Genomic DNA, 23193 nt, shown 5'->3' with positions numbered 1-23193 from the left:
AGTATGAAAAAAACAGATGTTGCTGTAATTGGTTTATCCTGTGTCTTTCCCGGGGCTCAGGATGCCAACACTTTCTGGCAGAATATTGTCAATAAAGTTGATTCTACCGAACTCGCTCCGGCGGATCGGATAGATCCGGTTCATTTCAGTGATGCCACAAGTCCCGTTGACCGTTTTTACTGTCAGCGTGGAGGGTTTATCCCTGATTATACTTTCGATCCTACCGCATTTGGTATTTTGCCATTAGCCGTTGAAGGAACGGAACCTGATCATCTGCTTACCCTTGATCTGGTACAGAAAGCACTGGAAGATGCAGGTATATTTCAGAAAAACATTTCCCTTGAAAAAACGGGAATCATCATTGGTAAAGGAAACTACACAGGCCCAGGTGCGACCCGAGCTATCGAAATTGTAAGAACCGGAGAACAGATTTCTTCATTATTACAAGAGCTCTTACCTCACGTTTCTTCCTCTGATATTGAAAAAGTAAAACATGCTTTTCAGGAACGCAAGGGCCGTTTTGCAGCAGATACTGCGATGGGATTAATTCCCAATCTTGTTGCTTCACTTGTCGCCAACCGTTTCAATCTGGGAGGCGCTGCATTCACTGTAGATGCCGCTTGTGCCTCTGCTTTAATTGCTGTAGACCATGCAGTGCAGGAACTTCAGAGAGGCCGTTCCGATATCATGATCGCAGGAGGTGTACACACAGGACAGAATGCTGCCTTCTGGAGTATTTTTGCCCAGCTGGGAGCGATGTCACGTCAGCAGCAGATCAAACCTTTCAGTATGGATGCTGATGGTCTATTAATCGGAGAAGGTTGTGGTTTCGTAGTGTTAAAAAGACTGGAAGATGCCGTTCGCGATCAGGATAAGATCTATGCGGTTATTAAAGGCGTTGGCGTAAGCAGTGATGGTACCGGAACCAGCGTAATGAGCCCGTCCGTAAAAGGTCAGCTGAAGGCGTTGGAACAGGCATGGATCAATGCTGATTTAGATAAAAATAAAGTGGGATATCTTGAGGCTCACGGCACAGGAACACCGCTTGGAGATAAAACAGAACTTCAGACCTTAGCCCAATTCTTCGGAAAAGAAGAATCAGCTCCAGCCGCGGGTATCGGATCTGTGAAATCCAATATCGGACATGCCATGCCAGCTGCCGGAATTGCTGGATTAATTAAAACCTGTCTTGCCTTACATCACGATACTTTACCACCAACCCTATATTGCGAAAATCCGACTTCGGAGATGCAGAATACAAGGTTTGAACCGGTACAGGAAGCCAGAAACTGGTCAAAAACAGGACTACCAAAAGTAGCTGCGGTGAATGCTTTCGGATTCGGAGGAATCAATGCACACGTTGTTTTGGAAGGGTATGATATGCCTAAAAAAGATCAGGTATTGATCTTGGCCAGACCGACTCATGAAGAACTGCTATCTGCATTACAAAATAATGAAACAACTATCGGCGAAGGAGATTTCAGAGTTGCGATATTCGATCCAACTCCTGCCAGAATAGAAAAAGCCATAAAAATTGTTTCCAAAAATATCATCTGGAAAAACAAACAGGATATCTGGTACACTTCTACCCCATTATTAAAAGATGGCGGTAAAGTAGCCTTTGTATTCCCTGGATTAGATGGTCTGGCAAAAGGTGAGGTAGAAACGGTAAGCCGTTATTTCGGATTATCAGCACCTATCGAAACAGAAGGTGAAGGGCTTCTAACCGATGCTTTAAACATTTTCAACAACTGCAGTATCCTTGATAATTCACTTAAAAAACTGGGAATTATTCCGGATATGAATGCAGGACACAGCTTAGGAGAATGGCTGGCCGGTTACTCTTCGGAATTAGCAGAAGCCAATTCTGTAAAAGCCTTAATTGATGTACTGAATCCTGAAACTTTTGAACTAAAAGATTCCAAGTTCATTGCCATAGGAGCCGGAATTGAGGTGATAAAACCTTTTATTTCAGAAATTTCAAACCTCTATGTTTCCAATGACAACTGCCCAAATCAGGTGATTCTTTGCGGAAGCAATACTGCTCTGGATGAGTTGGTTCCCTTGTTAAAAGCAAAACAGATCTTCCATCAGGTATTGCCGTTCCAGTCTGGATTCCACTCTCCTTTTATCGCTGATAAATTGGATGTGATCCTTGCGGGAATGGAAAAAGCACAGTTCCAGCAGACGAAAATCCCATTGTGGTCTGCCACCACTTTAGAACCTTATCCTGCAGATCAGGCAGCGATCAGAAAACTGAGTGCAGAACATTTGGTTCAGCCTGTCCGTTTTCGTGAGCTGACCGATAAATTATACGAAGAAGGCGCAAGAGTCTTCATTCAGGTCGGAACTGGCGGTCTGATTGGATTTATTGATGATACTTTGAAGGGAAAAGCTTTCAGTACCATTGCTTCCAGCGTTCCAACCCGTTCTGCATTAGCTCAGTTACAGCGTGTAGTGGCTTCTTTATTTGTAGAAGGAAAAACGATTGCTCTTGACTTTCTGGAGATTCAGAATCATTCGAAAAAAGCTTCAGGAAAAGGCATTAAGCTGGAATTAGGTTCTCCTATTATCCGTAATTTTAAAGAAGTGAAAGCGTTGGCTCAGTCTTTTGACACGCCAAAACAATATACAGCAACAGCTTCGGCTATTGCCACAAAAAGCGGTCACCCGCTGGTACAGGCATTTCAGGACAACGTTGCGGATATGATCCGAATGCAGGAAGAAGTATTGACTTTATTCCAGAACCGTCCGGAAATCACCATCCAAAGACCTGCACCTGTAGTTCAGGCTGCTCCAAAACCCGTAAGAAGTACAAATTTTACAAAAGATTTATATGTAACGCTGGAAAGTCATCCTTACCTGATCGATCACAGCTTATTGAGACAGCCTAAAGGATGGGCTCATGTAGCAGATATGGAACCGGTAATCCCGATGACGATGATCTTTGAACAGCTTGCAGAAATTGCAGAAGCAGAAATCCCGGGAACATTGGTTCATAAAATCATGAATGTAAGTGTATTCCAATGGATGAACGTGGCCAAACCTTTCGAAAAAACCGTAAAAGGAGAATGGCGTTCACCGAATCATGCCTATCTTGACATTGAAAACTTTGCCAACGCAGAAGTAGTCTTAAAATCTGCTCCTGTTCCAACACCTGACTTCAATCTTTCCATCGGTAATCTTTTACCTATCGAAAGAACCCCTGAAGAAATCTACGACATGCACATGTTCCATGGAGACCAATATCAGGGAATTACAGAAGTTTCTGCCGTAGGAGATAAAGGAATCATCGGGAAGATAAAAGGAAACGGAGGTAAAGGCTCATTGCTTGACAATGCAGGACAGCTGTTCGGACTTTGGCTGCAGCTTACTTTGGTGAAAGACCGTATTGCATTCCCTGTAAAAATCAGAGATATTGAATTCTTCGGAGATATGCATGATCAGGAAGGTATTTTTGAATGCACCTGTATGCTAACCGAGCTTAATGATGAATTTGCCATCGCCGATATCATCCTGAAAAGAGACGGAAAAGTATGGTGCGCCATTACCGGCTGGCAAAACAGAAGACTGGAAATTGATGCCGCTTTATGGAATGTTTCCATGTCACCACTGCACAACAGACTTTCAGAAGAGATTGCTCCTGAAGTATTTTTCTTCCATCAGGCCTATACCAGAGTCGCTTCATGGGATTTTATCCTGAAAAGATATTTCAACCAAACGGAAAAACAGTATCACCAGCAGCTATTACCTAACAAAAAGAAAAACTGGATGGTAAGCCGTGTAGCGGTGAAAGATGCCGTAAGAAATCTTCTTCGCAAAGAAAAAAATCATGCCTGCTTCCCGATTACGTTTGAAATCCGTTCCGATGAAGTGGGGAAACCTTACCTTATCAGTGATTTTACAGATAACATCCATATTTCTCTGGCTCATAAAGGAAAAGAAGCTGTTGGGATCGCGAGATATGGAAAATCTGTAGGAATTGATATGGAACTGATGGAAGAACGCAGTTCAGGATTCTATGACATGGTATTTACCGACAAAGAATTAACCTTATTAAAAGACCGAGATCAGGCGGAGTGGACCACCCGTTTCTGGGTCGCCAAGGAAGCTTACGGAAAGTTTCTGGGAACAGGACTGAAAGGGAATCCTAAAGCCTTCGAAGTCGAAGAAATAAAAGATGATCACTTGTGGATCAACAACATTGAAATCAAAACTATTAAACATAAAAATTATATTATCGGATGGACACTGTAAACGCAACATTAAAAATGAACCACGAAGAACTTTTTACTTTATTAAAAGGTTTTATTACTGAAGTGATAGGTGCTGAATTTGTAGAAGAGATGGACATTACTCCTGAAAGTTCATTCACCAGAGATCTTGAGATGGACAGCATCGAGATTGTCTCTTTCTCTGAAAAGATCAAGGCGCATTTTGGCGATCAGATCGACTTTACAGGTTGGTTATCATCTATGGATCTTGACCAGCTTATTAATCTTGACCTTAGTATGATCATCAATTATATCTACGAATGCCAATAATCACTGTCAATAACAGACAAGTTCATATACAGGAACTCAACAAAGGAGCCGAACAAACCGTGGTACTCATCCACGGTATGTTCAGTAACCTGTCCATTTATTATTTTAATATTGCCCCAATTCTGGCAAAACATTTCCATGTGGTGATGTACGATCTGAAAAGCCACGGTATGAGTGAACGCTTTCTGGATGGGTACGACCTTGACAATATGTCATCCGATTTAATAGGTTTAATAGATCACCTTCAACTGGAAAAAGTACACCTTGTCGGCTATAGTTTCGGAGGCCTTATCGCTTTAAAAACAGCTTTAGAATACCCGGACCGCGTGAATCAGCTTGTAGTAATGGAAGCACCGGATCCTCAGGACGAAAAAGCCCGTAACATCATTGATGAATACAGCAAAGAGTTTCTTGAGCATTACGTGGCCAACTTTACAGACACCACCAAAGTACAGATGGGCAAAAGACAAATGGAGAAGAACCACCGTATGTATGAATTTTTGTTTAATCAGACCAGCATTAAAGCAGATATGATTAAGGAAAAACATTTCCTTGGTGAAGCCCGTTTTAATGAATTAACAGCTCCTGCGCTATTGCTTTACGGCGCTGATTCCAACTGCAGGCCTACCGGTGAGTGGCTTCAGTCTCAAATCAGCCAGTCTGAACTTGAATTAATCCCGGGTGATCACAATATTCCTATCCAGGAACCTCAGCTTATCGCTGAAACGATTGCTCAATTTTTATCTAAAATCCTAACACAAAACCATGGCTAAATTTGCATTTATAGTTCCACCATTGACAGGACATGTCAACCCTACCTTAAGCATCGGTGCTACGCTTCTGGAAAGAGGACATGAAGTAGCCTGGATCAGCCTTGACCCTACTTTAGAGGCCAAACTTCCCGAAGGAGGAAAATTATTACTGATCCAGTACGATCAGACCGACGAAGAAAAAAAAGAAAGTGAACAATATCTAGATATTATCTCCAAAAAAGTAGTGTATGGTATAGACAGCGTTAAGTTCCTGTATGAAGAGGTTCTTATCCCGCTGAACAGACATTGCTATAATGGTATTGTTGCTTTATTAAAAATAGAGCAGCCCGATTTGATTATCGGGGATCATCAGTTATTTGCAGCTCCGGTTGCAGCCAAAACTCTTGGTATTCCTTATGCCACTTCTGTTACCGCTCCGGCAGCCATCAAAATTATGAATGAGCTTCCAAAAGTACACGAATGGGAAGTGAATCAAATCATTGATCTCCAGAAAGAACTCGGTTTCCGGGAAGAACGCTCTCTGGCAACTTCAAACCTTCTGACCCTGGTTTTGACTTCCGGTTATTTCTTTGGGGAAATGGAGGATCTGCCGTCTCAATACCAGTTCACAGGTCCGGTTCTTACGGAAAGACGTGTTTCATGTGAATTCGACTGGGAGAGATTAAAAAGCAAAGACAATAAAAAGATCTTGGTAAGTATCGGAACTACCTTCGATCACGATCATAAAAAGGCATTTTTCCAAAAGGTAATTGATGCTTTTAAAGATGAAGATTTAACCGTTGTAGTCGTTTCTGATCCACAGCTTTTTGAGCAGTGGCCGGATAACTTTATGGTGTATCAACAAGTTCCGCAACTGGATCTGCTGCCTCATCTTGACGGCGTAGTTTGCCATGGCGGCCATAATACCGTTTCTGAAACATTATCCAACGGTATTCCTTTGGTCGTGATTCCGATTGCGTATGATCAGTCGCATGTTGCAGGACGTGTGGTGCGTACAGAAGCGGGTGAGCGCCTGAATTTTAACCGATTTAAAGCCAATCACCTGAGAGAAGCGGTACAACAGATTTTAAATACTCCAAGCTACCGTGAAGCAGCTCAGAAAGTAGGTCACTCTTTTGTGGAAGCAGGAGGAGCAGCTACAGCAGCTAACTTATTGGAACAAGCGATATCAAAGGCTTCAAAACCTGAAAAACCGTCTAAATTTTTATTTGTAGTTCCTCCGTTTTTCGGACATGTGAGCCCGACTCTGAGTGTAGGAGCAAGTCTGATTGCGCGCGGACATGAAGTAAAATGGTTCGGGATAACCCCTTTAGACAGTAAACATATTCCTGAAGGAGGTTCTTATTTCTACCCTGAAGAAGATCTTGTTCCGTATCAGGAGGAAATCGCCCGTATCTTGAAAAGGCAGGATGACGGACCTGCATGCTCCGGACCTGAAGTAATGAAACTGGCACTGGAAGAAACCTATGTTCCTTTCGCTAAAATGATGATGCCGGGATTAACGAGACTGACAGAAAGCTGGATGCCGGATGTGATCGTGAACGACTGTATCACTTTCGGAGGGGCTCTTTTCGCTCATAAACATCATATTCCTTGTGTAACGACAACACCTGTTCCTCCGGATGTGATGGGAGACACGGAAAAAAGTGCCCCTAAAATCTGGGAATGGCAGCAAAAACTGATCAAAGACCTTCAAAAAGAAGTAGGAATTCATGAGGAGGGAATTTATATCCATTCTCATAAACTGAATATGGTATTTACCTCTCAGGCTTTCGCTGGTTTTGAAACCGTTCCGCCTCATATGAAATTTGTAGGCCCGGTAAAAGGACGTCCGAACGATGCTCCGTTTGACTGGGATAAACTGAATGCATCCACCACTCCAAAGATATTTGTGTCATTGGGAACACTGTTGGTAGATATCAGAAAAGCTTTCTTCGAAAAAATCATTGCTGCATTCAAAGACCAGCCGGTAACGGTAATTGCCGCTACTCCACCGGAAATTTTTGAAGAATGGCCGGACAACTTTATTGTGAACAGCTTCGTCCCTCAATCTGCAGTGATGCAGCAAATGGATATGGTGATCTGCCACGGTGGTTTCAATACCGTAAACGATACTTTCCGTAACGGTTTACCGATGTTGATCACTCCCATTGCATATGACCACTTCCATATTGCCAAACTGATTGAGCAGGCAGGCTGCGGAATCAGCATCCGATACAAAAGACTTCGTGTAGATGCCCTTCGTGAAACTGTTTTTGAATTATTGGAAAATCCAAAATACAGAACCGCTGCTCAGGAAGTCCGCAATACATTCACGCTTGCCGGAGGAAATGATAAAGCCGTAGAACTATTAGAAAATTTCGTACACGAACATTCAATATTAGCTTCAGTGTAGCCTATGAATCAACCTATTAAAAGAAGATTGCTATTTGGAGAACGTATGTTATTGGGAGACGGTTCAGAACCCTTTAACGCAGTTATTCCGTTCAGACTGAGAGGTACCTTTACTTTAAAAGATATCCAGCAGGCTCTGGCACGAATCCAAAATAAACACCCATGGCTGAGAGCATTGATCAGCCATGATGAAAAAAATATTCCATGGTTTAATGTTCCTGAAAAACCTGTTTCTATTCCTGTAAGAATCGTCACCAGACAGAGTGAAGATCAATGGCAGGAGGAATCCAGGAGAGAATGGAACACCACTTTTAATTACGAAAAATTTCCCCTGATCCGGTTTATCTGGATCAAAGGGGAAGACGTTTCTGACATGCTGTTTGCGTTCCACCATTGTCTTTGCGATGGTGGTTCCGCAATGGCCTTTTTAAAAGAATTTCTTATCGTTCTGGACAATCCGTCTGCCGATATCGGGATAGAAAATCCCATAATGGGAATTCAGGATGTGGTTCCTTCCCCTATTCTGAACAGCAGAAGACAGAAACTGAAAGCCAGATTTATCGGAAGACTGGCTGCTACTGCCATCAAATGGCTTCCGGTAAACAAAAAACCTGTTGAAAGACAGAATGACTATCTGATCCATGGAAAACTGGATGAGGAAACAAGTCAGCAAGTGATCGCTTATTGCAAATCGCAGGAAGTTACTGTCAATACATTTTTGAGTGTTGCATTGTTACATTCATTTAAAAAAGTAAGAGGTAAAAAATCTTTCAATAAAGTTTCCTGCCCGGTAGACATCCGACGTTTTGCCAAACAGATTAAAGCAGATCATATCTTCGCTTTCGGGCTGATGATTGTGATCTCCTTGGATGAAAAGCTAAGCTTCACAGAGAATCTCCGTACCATGCAGAAATCTGTAGAACAAAAAGCCTCAAAACTGGATCCTTATATCACCATGATGGTGATGGAGTCCGGACATGATGCACTGAAAAGTTTCACAAGGCTTTTAAAGAACGGAAAATCTTCCAACGACTGTATGTTTTCTAATCTGGGACCACTTCAGATTCCTCATGAGTATAAAGAGTTTACAGTAGAGACCATCTTCAGTCCGTCAGTCATTGGTCCGCTCGGAAACACCACAACTCTGGTGGTTTCTACTTACCGTGGAAGGATGGATTTTTCAATCATGGGAAGCGAAGGTTATATACCTCATACTGAAGTAGTAGCCATCCGTGATGAAGTTATCAGAACAATTCAATCACAAATAAAACAAACTGCAGTATCATGATCAAAAGACCTTTAATGATGGTGGAAAGGATCATGTATGTAGATCCGGAAACACCTTTAAATTGTATTTATACAGCAAGAATCAAGGGAGAAATTCCTGAAGAAAATTTTAAAACGGCTTTAATAAGAATCCAGCAGAAGCATCCTATTCTGAGAACCAATATTGATCATAACAAAGGGCGCTATCCTTTTTTTATGGGACAAAGAGATATTGAACCTATTCCCCTTTGTATTGTGGAGCGTAAAACAGACGAAGATTGGTTTAAAGAATCTGAAAAAGGATGGTTTAAACTTTTTGAAACTCCCAAAAAACCACTTGCCGAAGTAGTATGGGTAAAAGGACAGAGTACTTCCGAAATCCTTTGGATTATGCCTCACTGTATATCCGATGGGACCACCGGTGTCACTTTACTACGTGAACTTCTAAGCTTACTGGACAATCCTTATGGTCCGTTAATTCCTTATGTTGCTTTTGAATCTGTTGATGACTTCCTGCCTTCGGACTTTAACATCGGAATAAAAAAATATAAAGCCGGTCTTTACCTTCTGTTTGCTAAAATATTCTTTTCCATACAGAAGAAAAGTAAAAAGAGAAATCAGGGAAAAAACTACGCCATTCATTGGAAAATGACTCCAAAGGACACCAAAATGATCACTGAAAAATGTAAAGCCAACGGAATTTCTGTGCATGCTTTACTTTGTTCTTCGGTGATGCAGGCGTTTCGTGATGTTCAGGGAGAACGCGCCAAAGGTAAGGTAATCAGTCCTGTAGATGTACGTCATTTTATCCCGGAAATTAAAGATGATCATTTGTTTGCTTTTGCCCCAACGGTAGAACTTTCCTTAAAAAAGGCAGCCAGGATGTTCTGAGTAATGCCAAAGAGATCAAAAAGGATCTTATTGAGAAAATCAACAAGCTGGAAGCCCGTGAACTCCTTTGGATGGGTGAACATATGCATCCTGTTGTGGAACGTATGATCAACATGCTGAAGTCCAGCGAAGGCGGGCATGATATAACCTTATCCAATATGGGAAAGATCAATATCCCGAATGATTATAAAAATTTCAATCTGGAAACAGTTTTTAGTCCTACCGTGGCTTTCCCATGGCTGAATTCTAATACGTTAGTCACCAGTACATACAACCAACAGATGGACTTCACTTTCATGTCCAATGAAAATTTTCTTCCCAAAGAGGAAGCTCATCTGATAAAAGATAAAGCCATTGAGCTTTTGACCACCTCTCTATGAAATTTAAAATAAAGCCTCCGAAGCCCAAACCAATAAAGAAAACCACCCTCAAACGCTTTCTCATTAAGCGTACAATTTACTATGTCCTTCCGAATGTATTTTTTAATTTCATTATTGCCTATGCCAGTTTCAAGGAATTAGGCTACACGCATTTTTTCTCCGGGACCCAAAACCTGGCCCGTCTTACCCTGCCAATGGCCATTTTTCTTCCGGTGGTGCTTACCATTGATATCATCAAAAGAGTAACGGATGCCGCCAGCCAGGAAGCCATAGAGTTTACGGTAGATGAACAGTTGAATATTAAAAAACTTATGACCAGGCTTAGCATTGTACATGGTTTGATTACAGGACTATTGGTATTATCCTTACTCTTTATAGGACAGTATAATTTCTCAAAAGATTATAAACTGGATGCAACAGCAATGGCAGTCGTGGTGGGAACATTGGCAGGAATTCTGTCAGTGATTTTTGTATATCTGCCGGTTTGGAGGTTGAGAAGATGGATGTGCAAAGTGACATCAGTATCTGCAGAGACAAACCCTTGATTTTCGGACAAAAACAGCTATACCACTGTATATCATTTAATTAAAATAAAAAAAAGGATAACGATACCCGGATGATCATAAGGTCACCGGGTATTTTTACGTACAGACTGACTTAATTTTTTTCTTTAAAACCAGATATTTGGTAAATTTTTATATTTATATGAAAAATTTGCAAGAATTTTTCTTGGACAGAATGACTAACAATGTATGTACAGAATAACGGATCAGTTAAAGAATATAGGATTCAGTATCAATCGTTTAGATTATCTTATCAACAGAAATAACAACAAAAGAGAATTCAACACCTTAGAATATTTTTGTATTTATATCATTCTGGAAGATATCCAGTTAACGATAGACAATGTTCCCTACCCGCTAAAAGGGGGAAATATTGCCTTTGTTGGCCCCCAAAAGAAAATCGTTTTTGGGGAAACCAAAAGATCGGATGTTTATTCCATTGCTTTTTCATCCAGTTTTTATGAAAGATCAACCAAAGACAGCCTTTTTATCAATTCGCAGCTTTTTTATAATTATAATTCTGAAATATTCATCGCTCCATTCTTCAATGTGGAACAGATGAGGGTGATATTCCTGGAACGTATGGAAAGTTTCCGGAAAAAGGACGAAAGCTTATATATAGCTGCTGCCCATAATGCCATAGAAAGACTGATGCTGGATGCCCTTTTACATATTCCCACCGAAGAAATCAAAAAGGACATCAAATTTGACTATATGTACTATGTCAACCGGTTCAAAATTCTGCTGCAAAGAGATTACAAAAAGGCAAAGAAAGTGGCTTATTATGCGGAAGAACTTAATATCTCTTCAAGGAAACTGACTGAGATGACAGAGTATGTACTGGGTAAAACAGCCAAACATATCATTATTGAAAAACTCATTACTGAATGCAGAAAAGCCCTGAATTTTTCAAATTCCACGATCTCTGAAATATCTTATGATCTGGGTTTCAGCAATGAAGGAAATTTTACCAATTTTATTAAAAAACATACCGGAAAAAATCCCTCAGAAATGAAATAATTTGTATATTTACATAAGTAACCTTTTGGGGAAAAATACAGGTTATATGCTTGCAAAGTACATAATATTCATTTTGTTCTATTTTGCTATTACAAAATCATTTGCCCAGGCAGCAGACGGTTTAAGGCTTAACGTAAGGCTTTATCCGGTACAGATGCTTGCTATAGGCTCAGGATTTTCGGACGATGGAAACGGGTCTTCCTTCCGGGAGGTTCAGTCTGTAACCATCTCAAGTCCGACAGGGTTTCAGCTGAATGCAAAGTATGATGAATATCGAAGTACAATCGGTAATTCCGAAAGCAACAGAGAAAAGTTTGAAGAATATCCTCTTATTAACCATTCTAAAGGAGTGGTTCAGGAGCAATATCCTATCCAACATGAGATTGAAAATGCTATGGAAAATTTAAGCGTTAACAAAAGTGACGACGAAAATTTTTTAATATTAACTCTAATTTCTCAGTAAAAAATAAAGCAAGGCCTGAAAAAATAACTATGCACTGAATAACAATCTTGCAATTTATTCATTCCCTATATATTAAGTAAAATTAATGTTTAAGATTAATAAAGCATTCTTTTTACTTTATGGTGATTTTATCAGCATTTAAATGATACTTTTTATGTAATTATTCATAAAAAGTACTGATCAGTGCGCGCCTGTTTCTTCGTAAAAATTCACAAATAATAAGTATCTTTTCACAAAGGTCCTGATGTTCTTTGTATTTACCTTTGCATCCGCAATTTTAAAAACAAATAATACAAAAAACATCCTTAACCTTATGAAAAATTTGATCTTAGCTTCTTTTGCTATCCTGGGGTTCACAACATTACAAGCACAACAGAATGTAACCCTTAACGTGAGACTTAAACCTATTCAGACTCTTGTTGTTAACAACGCTCAAAAAATCGTTAACCTAGACTACGAAACCAAAGATGACTATGCCAACGGGGTATCTTCTCTTAACGCAGATCACTTAAGCATTTACAGCACAGGAGGATTCCAGGTAAAAGTAAAAGGTGGTAACGATGTACTACAGCAGGGAGGTAAAAACATCCAGGCTAACACGATCCAGATTATTGCAAGCGCAGGCTCGGACGCTGTAAACGGTGCCCAATATGCTCAGAATGTACATTTATCATCTAGCGAAACTACTTTGTTAACTTCTTCTACAGGAGGTGTAGACAAAAAAATCAATATTGAATATAAAGGTGCAGGAAATAATACTTACCTGGATAACTATATCGCGGGACAAGGTCCAACAGTATATACTACTGAACTTACGTATACCATTATTTCTCAATAATAGATATCATTTTGTAATGATAAAGTGTTGTACCTACCACAGCACTTTATCAACATTTAAAAACTAATCTCCGTCATGAGCAGACTCTCTCTTCTCCTTTTCAGTCTTCTTTTCCTATTATCTTTTCACGGATATGCACAAACAGGAGTTTCGGTTTCACCGCCAAGACTGTACTTTGAGTCGGGAAACGGAAACAGCAATACCCAGACAATAACGGTAACAAATGTAAGTGCCAAAAATTCTCTGGACCTGGCTGTAAGTTTAGGAGATTGGGAATATGACGGCAAAGGTGAGAATGTAACGTATCCTGCCAATACCCTTCCCACGTCCTGCGCAAGTTGGGTTTCGGTCAAAAAAGAAGATAATTACTTTACGCTGGCTCCGGGAGAAAAAAAAGATATTGAGGTTACCATTACGGTTCCTAATGCACTTTCAGACCAACTGGCTGCCCATACGGCCGTTTTATATGTAAGCCAGATGAATCCGGTAGATGATGTGGATCATAAAGGCGCCAATATCAAGGTAAGCATCCGCTCAGGAATCAAATTATTCCACAAGCTGCCTGCCGCCAAAACGAAAAAACTTGAAATCCAGAATCTGGTATACGGAAAAACAACCAATACAGTCAACCTCTTTTTTGAAAATCAGGGCGATATATGGGGCGACGGAAAAATTTACACTGACTTTGTGAATACCCAAACCGGAAAAAAAGTATCACTGGATCCGGTTATCTTTTATTCCATGCCCGGAAACAAAAGAGAGATGAATATCCCTCTTCCGGCAAGCCTTGAAAAAGGAAAGTACACCGCTTCTGTAATGATTGATTATGGAGACAACAACAATCTGGAATTGGGAGAATTAAGTTTCAGCTATGAATAGTAAAAAACTCTTCTGTTTCTTTCTGCTGATTTCCCTGAGCTGCTTCTCACAGGTGAATTACAATTCCTGGATAAACAGCTACTTACAGATTAATTCCTACAGCGGAAATACCAATCCTGATGCCTATACCTTTACGCTGGCCGGTAACGGCGCATTTAATATTCCTTACTGGAAAATATCCATGAAACTGAAGCAGCCTATCATTTCTACGGACGGAAATTATACGATGCCTGCCAACAAAATATCATTTCAGCCCGTTTCCACTTCAGGACAGGCTTATCCGGGACCTGTGCCCACCATTCCTCAGATCGGAATGCCGTTAAATACTTTTCTTCAGGCCAACCAGGAAGTCTTTTTAATTCCACAGTCCAATGCAGCACTGTACAATCAGCCGCCACAGCCCAACGGCTATTATAACCTGCAGGTAAAATACAGCCTGACCGTTATGGGAGGATCCTATCTTGGAAGCTACCCTTCCTGGACCCGATTTAATGTTCCGGTTCAGTTTACAGCGTATGACCAGTACAACAATATTATCGGCAGGGCTGATCATAATTTCCAGATTCACATCGGAACGCTCAGCGGAACTCCGACCGATGTACCCGAAATGTCGCTTCAATTTTCCGCAAAAGCAGTCAACGGATCACTGGAATTCAAAAGTATGCCGGATTATATCAACGGAGTAAGTGTCACCTATTCCAATGGACTGATTGTAAAAAGCAATACCAATTACCAGATCAAATTACGTTCTCTTCAGGGGCAGTTCAGCTCTCCAGCCGGAAACTACATTGCTTTAGGAACCGTAAAAATGAATCTCATCCCCGTTTCAGGAAACAATGGGAATGTATATCCTATCCTGCTAAGTGCTTCTCCCCAGCTTATTGCGACTGGAGGCTCCACCGGAAATTCAAGCTTATATTACGATATCAGATATTCCACCAAAGCCAATGATGAAAGACTGATTAATGCCAAATCGGAAGAATATTCCACCACTCTTCAATACGAGATTATCCCCCAATAACCATGCTTCAAGACCTGTTCAAAAAAATCTTTTTCATTTTTTTGATTTCGTTTCAGATATGGATTCCGGCGCAAAGCAGTTCCGGGATAAGTCTTGATATCCGTAATGAATCCAGAACAGATAAAACAGGCATTCTGGATCTGATCATTGTCCTTGACAATCAAAGCACAAATGATTTCAAAGGAAAAATAAACATTACCATTCCTCAAGGTTTCAGAAATATTTCGGGCAACAGTCTTCAGGTCGAAATGAAATCCGGTGAACATCTTTTCATTCCGGTAAAAATTGTAGTCAGTAATAATGCCGTTTCGGGAGAATCCCGTCTGGGTTTTCGTCTTTCTGACCAGCAGAATAAAACAATGGCGGAAAAAGAAATACCTTACACCGTTACTGAAAACAATGCCATGCGCATCACGGCAGAAACTCCTCTGATTTATGTGAATAAGGCTACCGATTCGGTAGAAGTGAGGGCAAGGGTTTCTAATCTTGGGAACAGAAAGCAGCATGTAACGGTTGTCTTTAAAATTCCTGAAGCTGAGCAGGGAAATGCTTTTATAGAGAAAACAGGAAGTATAGGGGTGCAGAAAGATTCAGTCTTTGTGTTCCGTTTTCTGCCTTCCAGAATCAGATCCCGAAGCACTCAGATTTCCGTCAATATTGCAGGTTTCAGAGAGCCGGACAGAGAGATATTCGGCAACACTACGGTATCTGTGCAAAATGTTTCTTCGGTACAGCGTTATGAGGATATGGAATCCACCGCTTTTTCCAACTTTACCAGGAATACCATCACGGCAAGTTACAGGCATGCCGGAGAAAACCTGGACATGTATCAATTGGTAGGTTCGGGAGGTTTCAACCTTCCTTCAGGCTATATTTTCATCCGGGGGAATATCTATACCATGAAAAATCAGAATGATCCTATTGTCAACAATACCTATCTGACCTATCACAGGGAAAACAGTGAATTCACCATCGGAAACATCAATAAATTACTGGAACTTTCCATGTTTGGAAGAGGGCTGGAATATTCCTACACTTCTCCGGATAAAGACAAAAAAATTGAAGCAGGTTTCGTAGACCAGACCTACAGCCTGATCGAAAGAAATTCTTTTCTGAAATATGGTTATGGATTTTATACCCGGGGAACTCTTGGTGCGCAAAACGCTTCCCGCAATATCTCAGGAACCTATATTTTCAGGGACGATCCTTATGAAAAAGCCAGACATCATGTAGCGGGAACAGATCTTCAGTATGCTTTCGGCAAAGACTGGAGAACCAACACCAAGGTGTATGGCGGACTGAGTTTCTACGAAAATAACCAGCCCTCCAAGCCTTCTTTAGCTTTGGAATCACAATATTCCGGAATGATCAAAAAGGTGAATCTGAACGGAAATTATTTCTACAGCACAGATTATTATCCCGGAAACAGAAGGGGAATTTTGCAGATTCAGCAGAATTTCTCTACCATGATTTTCAAAGACCATAATGTGTATGCCAACATTACGGCTTCCCATTTTTCACCCAAGTTCTACTTTTACGACAACACCCTGAATTCGAGCAATCTAAGACTGGATACAGGAATCAACTTCCCTAAAAAAGGGAATTTCGGGATGGGACTTGGCTATCAGTACCAGGAAGAAAACTCCAATTCTTATAATAATTTCTTCAATGCCCAACCTTATGAGAATACCAAACAGCTGAAAGCCCAGCGTTTTACGGAATACCTTACCTGGCTGAGCCCTGATAAGCAACACTCCTCCATCTTAAGCATGGAAACAGGATTGGCACAATATCCGGACAACGATAAACAGCAGTTCCAGATGAAAGTAAGCGGAACCTACAGCTACAAATGGCTTACCGTGAACGGGATCTATCAGCATGGAAGTTATTTCCTTTCCGAATATGCTTTTTCAAAAATGATGAACCGGAGCACTCCCTACGAAAAGCTTTCCCTTTCTGCTTTTGTGAATAAAAATTTCTTCAACCGTCAGCTGAATGTCACCTCAGGGGTTTCTTATACGGATGATGTTCTGTACGGAAAATCGCCTTCCGGCTTTATGAACCTGAAGTATTCAAGGGAAAAATATGCTCTGTACCTGAACTCATCCTACTTCAGTTATACTGCAGGAAGTTTCACCAATAATCTATTGACCGTGGAAGCCGGTGTGACCGTCAACCTTAGAAACAGCACCCTTGATCCGGGTAAAAAAGGTGATATCAAAGCATTTGTTTATTATGACCTGAACGAAAACAATATCTATGATGAAGGCGACAAAGAAGCAGCAGGCTATCTCATTATGCTCAACAATATTTCATTTAAAACCGATCCGTCAGGTTCTATCAGCTACCGTTCTATCCCTTATGGAAAGTATGTCCTGAAACAGGTGATCCAGCAAGGCTGGTATTATGATGAAACCGAATTTACCGTAGACAAGCACCACTACTCTTTTGAGATCCCTCTTCATCAAAACGGAACGACCCAGGGAAAAATAACCTATGATTTTGACACCAAAACCGCAGTAGATTTCACGCCCAAAGTCGGTGGTGTTCTCTTCAATATTTACCGCAACGAACAGTTAGTACATCATATCATCACCGATGACAACGGGGAATTTGCCTCCTTCCTACCTTCCGGAAACTACAGGATTGAGCTGAACAAAAACTCTCTGCCTTCCAACACCTATTGCGAACGCTCTACTGATACCTTCAAAGTGGAAGCCGGGAAAATAGTACAACTGGAGCCTTTTGTGATTAAAGTAAGGGAGAGGGTGATTAGGGTGAAGAAGTTTGGGAATTAAAGCAATGAAATATAACTCATTACGCCCCTGCGTTATTAAGAAATATGCCTAAAGTATCTATTGAGTAAGAAAATAGTTTCAAAATATCAATCCCTTTTTATATAATTTTCTATCTTTGATAGTATCATATGATATTATCAAAGAGATGAAACCTCCCTACTCCATTACAGACACCATTTTATTCTTAGTGGCTTCTATTTCTGAAAAAATAGGAGAAATCAATGCTTCCCATCTGTATAAACCTGTCACTGAATTAAGAAAGAAAAACAGAATCAAAACCATTCAGGCTTCATTGGAAATTGAAGGGAATACCATTACTGAAGAGCAGATAACTGCTTTATTGGAAAATAAAAGAGTCATTGCACCCCAAAAAGATATTCTCGAGGTTCAGAATGCGATAAAAGTTTATGAAGAAATCAATCAACTCAATCCTTATCACCTGAAAGACTTAGAAAAAGCGCATTCCATTCTGATGAAAGGTCTGGTTGCTCATCCTGGTCAATTAAGAACCACTAATGTAGGCATCATTAAAGGTTCAAAAGTAGAACATATAGCACCGGGAGGCGCCATGGTAAAAGGATTGATGAAAGACCTCTTTGCTTATCTGAAAAAAGACAAAGACCTTATTTTAATTAAAAGCTGTGTCTTCCACTATGAGTTTGAATTTATACATCCTTTTACAGACGGTAATGGAAGAATGGGCAGACTCTGGCAGACCTTAATTCTGATGCAGCAATATCCTGTATTTGAATATCTGCCTGTAGAAGCCCTCATCAAGCAAAAACAGACTGAATATTACAATACCTTATCAGAATCTGATAAAAAAGGAAATTCTACCCCTTTTATAGAATATATGCTCGGTATTATTCTCGAATCTCTACAGGAACTTTTACAATCTCAAAATAAAACATTGTATACGAAAGACAGAATTTTCTTATTTAAGGAGAAAGTAAAACAAAATACATTCAGCAGGAAAGACTATATGCAGAACTTCAGGAGTATTTCCGCTCCCACTGCAAGCAGAGACCTGAAATGGGCTGTGGAACAGGGTATTTTATTAAAATCCGGAGAACAGAGGTTGACAGAATATTGGTTTAAAGAATGATGATGTAATTCCTTTTATTTTTGTGATATGAAGATTAAGGAGATAGCCCAAGACTATTGCTTTGGATTTAAATTCATAGTTTATTTTCATATACATGTTTTAAAAAATATTTTCAACATTTATATTCCAAATTTCCATAATAAACTGATATTTTCAACATAATTATGCCAAAGTTTTTACTATTTTTAAAGTTGAATTAAATTCGCTTTAGTAAATAATACCATGATAGATAAAAGTACAATAGAAAAGCTTATAAAATTTCGTGATGACAGAGACTGGGAACAGTTTCATAATTCAAAAGATTTAGCAGTCGCTTTATCTATTGAAGCTTCTGAGCTGTTAGAAATATTCTTATGGAAGGAAAACGAAGATTTTGATCAAGATAAATTAGAAGAAGAATTAGCAGATGTATTTATGTATGGTTTACTCCTTGCAAATAAAAATAATATAGATATCAATAGCATTATTTTAAAGAAATTACAGAGAAATAACGAAAAATATCCTGTAGAAAAAGCAAAAGGAAAATCAAATAAGTACGATGATTTGTAGTACAAGAAATGAAGAATTTTACAATTACAGAGGAATACGATTTTGATCACCTCATAGAAACAAAAATAAATAACAATCACAAAGACTACTTATCCTGGCCAATAGTTTATTTTTTGAAAGATAAAAAAACTAAAGCAGCTTATATAGGAGAAACTACAGATGTATTAACCAGAATAAATACCCATTTAAAGTCAGATGAAAAGAAACATCTTTCATCAGTAAATCTCATCTTAAGCAATTTATTTCACAAATCCGCAACTTTAGATTTAGAATCAAATCTTATAAAATACATTTCTGCTGACGGACAGTACACATTACAAAACGGTAATCTTGGTATTTCCAATCATCAATATCATGAAAAGAAAGTGTATTGGAATTTATTCAAAGATATCTGGGATGAACTAAGACAGCTAGGCATATCCCGACACTCTCTGGATTTTATCAATAACTCAGATCTTTTCAAATATTCTCCTTATAAATCTCTTTCCAAAGAACAAATCAAGGGATTGAAAATGATTCTAAACTGTTTGTTGGATGAAAATGCTAAGGTTAGTCTTATTCATGGAGGAGCGGGAACGGGAAAATCCATTTTAGCTATTTTTTTATTTAAATTATTAAAAACTAATTTAGAAGATTTTAATTACGCTGATTTTGATGAAGATGATGACGAGCTTTTTCTCTTATTAAAAAGAGTAAAAGAGAAATACACAGATTTGAATATGGCATTGGTTATTCCAATGGCATCATTCAGAAAAACGATTTCTAATGTTTTTAAGAATGTAAACGGATTATCACAAAAGATGGTAATAGGACCTTCAGATTTAGCACAAAATAAATATGACCTTATCATCGTTGACGAAGGGCATCGCTTAAGAAGAAGAGTAAATTTAGGTTCATACTTTGGAACGTTCGATCGTAACTGTGAAAAGCTAGGTTTAAATAAATTTACCGCATCGGAATTAGATTGGGTTATTCTGCAAAGTAATAAATCTATTATTTTTATGATCAATATCAATCTATAAAGCCTTCCGATACCTCTAAAGAAAGTTTTAAGAAATTAGAATTGGCTCCTTCAACCCGTGTTGAAAAATTAAAAACTCAGCTTCGGGTACGTGGCGGAAATAAGTATATAAAGTTAATTCATAAAATTTTTGATGCACCTTCTACCCTTTCTTTACAGCAATATAAAACAGATGACTACGAATTATATCTTTTTGATAATCTTTCTCAAATGATTAACAGAATAAAAGAGAAAAACGAACTTCATGGTTTATCAAGAATAGTAGCAGGATATGCCTGGGAATGGGTTTCAAATAAAAATACTGAGGCTTATGATATTGTTATTGGTGAAAATCAGTTAAAATGGAATAGTATTTCTGTAGATTGGGTAAATTCACCTAATTCTATAGATGAGGTAGGGTGCATCCATACCACACAAGGTTACGATTTGAATTATACAGGAGTCATTATAGGTCCTGAATTGGACTATGATTTTACATCCGGAAAACTTACTGTTGATAAGCAAAGGTATAAAGATAAGAATGGTAAAAACTCGATTAAAAATGAAGAAGAATTATTAGATTTTATTATCAATATTTATAAGACCATATTGCTGAGAGGGATAGAAGGCACTTACATTTATGCATGTAATGAAAATTTGAGACGCTTTCTCCAACAATTTATTCCACCTTATGCCCCTTCTTCCAATGAGGAAAAATTAATACAAATTTCAAATACTCCTACAGAAAGCTCAATTCCTTTCTACGATCTAAATATTGCGGCAGGCTCTTTTTCTGAACTGCAGGAATTAGAGAATGTAAAATATATAGAACTGGATAGTCTAGAAAATAGAGATGATTATTTTGCATGCACTGTTATAGGTGAATCTATGAACAAAATCATTCCTAATGGGAGTATTTGTTTGTTCAAAAAATATAGCGGAGGTTCTCGTAACGGCTTAATCACTCTAGTTGAAGGAAGAAACATTACTGACTTAGAATTTGGAAGTAATTACACTATTAAAGAGTATTCCAGCAAAAAAATTACTGATGAAGAAGGGTGGCATCATGAAGAAATAGTATTGCTACCTCAATCCTACGATTCTAATTTTGAGCCTATCATTCTTAGAGATGAGGAAACGATTGATTTTAAAACTCTAGGTATTTTTGTGAAAGTATTGAAAAAGTAAAAAAGGTTCAGCTCGCGCTGAACCCTTTTGTATCTTAAGTTATCCCTTCTCAATCAACCTCTCCAGCCTCACCATCATCTCATCCTTCTCCTTCAGCATTCTTTCATAAAGAGCAATCTTTTCATCATGCAATTGAACTATTTTTTCAATAGGATGAAAATTAATTGTACCATAATTAAATGAGTTGCTAAATGCATGTTCTCCAAACGTATTAGAAATAATATTCACCGCCTGCTCCTCATCAAAATTTTGAAATGCTTCCACCGGAATTTTCAATACTTCAGAAATTCTTTTCAGTAAAGGGTCTTCAATAATTTCTTTCTGTTCCAGCATAGAAATTTTCTTCTGGTTCCAGTCGTCCCCAAGGTCAAGAGCCAATGCCTCCTGCTTGATGCCCAGCATTTCTCTGAATCGTTTTACATTGCGTCCCTGATGTATTGTATGTTCCATGATAATTCAACATTTATGAGGTTTAAATATAGAAAAATATTTATAAAAACTCGCCTTAAAAAACAGCTTAATTACAATCTCTGTTCTTCATGCTGATAGTGTGAAACGGTCCTTCTCTCCTATTTCGCCATTTCCGTTTTTATGCCCTCTTTTTTTCATCAAAAAGTCAGAAAAAATAAAACCTGTTATCTGATTTTCATTTTCTGATGAACACGCTCTGAAAATCTTACAACACCCTGTTTTTCTATGCTTTGCGCTCCCTATATTTGATCCTACAAACCAAAAAAACACAATATTATGGCACTAGACAATTTAATCAGTGTAAGCTTTTCAAAAAGTGATCTGGAAACGATTGATAAAGCAATTCAGGACATTCAGTCTGTACTGTTGGGAAAAACCATCAACCTTACTCCGGATCAGAGACAGCAATACGGAAGAATTGCAGAACAAAACAAGCTCTTCGTGAATAAAGCCAAAATCTATATGGAACAATATGCCCAATATGTTCCTAACTTCCTGGATAAAGCAGAATTCGATAAAGATTATATCGCCAGAGAACAGATCGAACAAAGGCTGCAACAGCTGGATTCTTTAACAGAACAGCTTTCAGACACCAAGGTATTGCTGGATCACGATAACTATCATAACGCCATCAGTTTCTACCGAAGTATTAGATACCTTTCCGAGGAGAATGTACCGGGGACCAATGTTATTTATGATGATATGAAGCAGTTTTTTGTGACGGCACAAACTCCTCAGCAAACTCAGGTTCCTCCGTCCTCAGCAGATCCTGATACATCTTCTAAGTAAAATAGTGTTACATTCAATACATCCTCTCTCAACATGAGCACGTGAAAAACGTGCTTTTTTTGTGATGATCCATCTGCTTATTTTTGGTTGGAAATCGCAAAGACGCAAGTTCTTATTATAGGGCCGCTGTTTAAGGCGCAAAGATTTTATCTCCGATAAAATTGCTATAACCCAATATACTTACCTGCTGAAAATCTTTGATTTTCCTGCGCCTTACAAAACATATCAATATTGAAAACTTTGCGACCCTGCGTTTAAAAC

General features: G+C 39.0%; 20 protein-coding genes. 19 read left to right on the top strand and 1 reads right to left on the bottom strand.

What is annotated here, in order from left to right; translation table 11 throughout:
• The first annotated feature begins 3 nt into the window (after positions 1-3).
• The 18 genes from KBP46_RS22150 (at position 4) to KBP46_RS22065 (ending at position 21672) form a co-directional block, all read left to right on the top strand.
• Entirely contained in the window at positions 4-4257 is a 4254-nt protein-coding gene (locus KBP46_RS22150; protein WP_216444194.1) for a type I polyketide synthase, read from the top strand.
• The gene (locus tag KBP46_RS22145) at positions 4245-4544 is read left to right on the top strand and encodes an acyl carrier protein (RefSeq protein ID WP_034696900.1); all 300 of its coding nucleotides are present in this window, start codon (positions 4245-4247) and stop codon (positions 4542-4544) included. The genes KBP46_RS22150 and KBP46_RS22145 overlap by 13 nt, the downstream gene beginning before the upstream one ends.
• On the top strand, positions 4535-5317 hold the full coding sequence (locus tag KBP46_RS22140; RefSeq protein ID WP_062674718.1) for an alpha/beta fold hydrolase: 783 nt from the start codon (positions 4535-4537) through the stop codon (positions 5315-5317). Before KBP46_RS22145 ends, KBP46_RS22140 begins: the two co-directional genes overlap by 10 nt.
• Positions 5310-7712 (top strand): glycosyltransferase, encoded by a 2403-nt coding sequence (locus KBP46_RS22135; RefSeq protein ID WP_216444193.1) that lies wholly within the window; start codon positions 5310-5312, stop codon positions 7710-7712. The genes KBP46_RS22140 and KBP46_RS22135 overlap by 8 nt, the downstream gene beginning before the upstream one ends.
• Before the next feature lie 3 nt (positions 7713-7715).
• Positions 7716-8999 (top strand): condensation domain-containing protein, encoded by a 1284-nt coding sequence (locus KBP46_RS22130; RefSeq protein ID WP_216444192.1) that lies wholly within the window; start codon positions 7716-7718, stop codon positions 8997-8999.
• Complete coding sequence (locus KBP46_RS22125; RefSeq protein WP_216444191.1) at positions 8996-9868, top strand: hypothetical protein; 873 nt, start codon at positions 8996-8998, stop codon at positions 9866-9868. Before KBP46_RS22130 ends, KBP46_RS22125 begins: the two co-directional genes overlap by 4 nt.
• 71 nt (positions 9869-9939) lie before the next feature.
• A complete protein-coding gene (locus KBP46_RS22120) occupies positions 9940-10248 on the top strand; it encodes a hypothetical protein (protein ID WP_216444190.1) in 309 nt (102 codons plus the stop codon).
• Complete coding sequence (locus KBP46_RS22115; protein WP_062674710.1) at positions 10245-10793, top strand: hypothetical protein; 549 nt, start codon at positions 10245-10247, stop codon at positions 10791-10793. Before KBP46_RS22120 ends, KBP46_RS22115 begins: the two co-directional genes overlap by 4 nt.
• 207 nt (positions 10794-11000) lie before the next feature.
• Positions 11001-11831: an AraC family transcriptional regulator gene (locus KBP46_RS22110; protein ID WP_062674708.1), complete on the top strand. Its 831-nt coding sequence runs from the start codon at positions 11001-11003 to the stop codon at positions 11829-11831.
• A 46-nt stretch (positions 11832-11877) separates the two neighbouring features.
• A complete protein-coding gene (locus tag KBP46_RS22105) occupies positions 11878-12294 on the top strand; it encodes a hypothetical protein (protein WP_216444189.1) in 417 nt (138 codons plus the stop codon).
• 313 nt (positions 12295-12607) lie between these two features.
• The gene (locus tag KBP46_RS22100) at positions 12608-13132 is read left to right on the top strand and encodes a hypothetical protein (protein ID WP_131797517.1); all 525 of its coding nucleotides are present in this window, start codon (positions 12608-12610) and stop codon (positions 13130-13132) included.
• 75 nt (positions 13133-13207) lie between these two features.
• Positions 13208-14011 (top strand): molecular chaperone, encoded by an 804-nt coding sequence (locus KBP46_RS22095; RefSeq protein WP_062674702.1) that lies wholly within the window; start codon positions 13208-13210, stop codon positions 14009-14011.
• On the top strand, positions 14004-15032 hold the full coding sequence (locus KBP46_RS22090; RefSeq protein WP_216444188.1) for a hypothetical protein: 1029 nt from the start codon (positions 14004-14006) through the stop codon (positions 15030-15032). Before KBP46_RS22095 ends, KBP46_RS22090 begins: the two co-directional genes overlap by 8 nt.
• Before the next feature lie 41 nt (positions 15033-15073).
• Positions 15074-17830, top strand: coding sequence for a hypothetical protein (locus KBP46_RS22085; protein WP_216444187.1), 2757 nt, complete (start codon positions 15074-15076; stop codon positions 17828-17830).
• Between the two features lie 115 nt (positions 17831-17945).
• Positions 17946-18935 carry a Fic family protein gene (locus tag KBP46_RS22080; protein ID WP_367397887.1) on the top strand — a complete coding sequence of 330 codons (990 nt, stop codon included), beginning with the start codon at positions 17946-17948 and terminating at the stop codon, positions 18933-18935.
• Between the two features lie 222 nt (positions 18936-19157).
• Complete coding sequence (locus KBP46_RS22075) at positions 19158-19484, top strand: nucleotide pyrophosphohydrolase (protein ID WP_123872180.1); 327 nt, start codon at positions 19158-19160, stop codon at positions 19482-19484.
• Between the two features lie 8 nt (positions 19485-19492).
• Positions 19493-20506, top strand: a complete 1014-nt coding sequence (locus KBP46_RS22070; protein WP_216444186.1) for a GIY-YIG nuclease family protein — start codon at positions 19493-19495, stop codon at positions 20504-20506.
• Positions 20473-21672 (top strand): DNA/RNA helicase domain-containing protein, encoded by a 1200-nt coding sequence (locus KBP46_RS22065; protein WP_216445514.1) that lies wholly within the window; start codon positions 20473-20475, stop codon positions 21670-21672. Before KBP46_RS22070 ends, KBP46_RS22065 begins: the two co-directional genes overlap by 34 nt.
• Before the next feature lie 39 nt (positions 21673-21711).
• On the opposite strand, the gene KBP46_RS22060 is transcribed toward KBP46_RS22065, so the two are convergent.
• Positions 21712-22122: a helix-turn-helix transcriptional regulator gene (locus KBP46_RS22060; RefSeq protein WP_216444185.1), complete on the bottom strand. Its 411-nt coding sequence runs from the start codon at positions 22120-22122 to the stop codon at positions 21712-21714.
• Between the two features lie 297 nt (positions 22123-22419).
• On the opposite strand from KBP46_RS22060, the gene KBP46_RS22055 reads away from it, so the two are divergent.
• The gene (locus KBP46_RS22055) at positions 22420-22932 is read left to right on the top strand and encodes a hypothetical protein (RefSeq protein ID WP_216444184.1); all 513 of its coding nucleotides are present in this window, start codon (positions 22420-22422) and stop codon (positions 22930-22932) included.
• The last annotated feature ends 261 nt before the right edge of the window (positions 22933-23193 follow it).

Source organism: Chryseobacterium sp. PCH239, from assembly GCF_018924625.1.
Lineage (GTDB): Bacteria > Bacteroidota > Bacteroidia > Flavobacteriales > Weeksellaceae > Chryseobacterium > Chryseobacterium cucumeris.
Note: the sequence above shows the minus strand (reverse complement) of the source record. Positions and strands in the feature narration are given on the sequence as shown.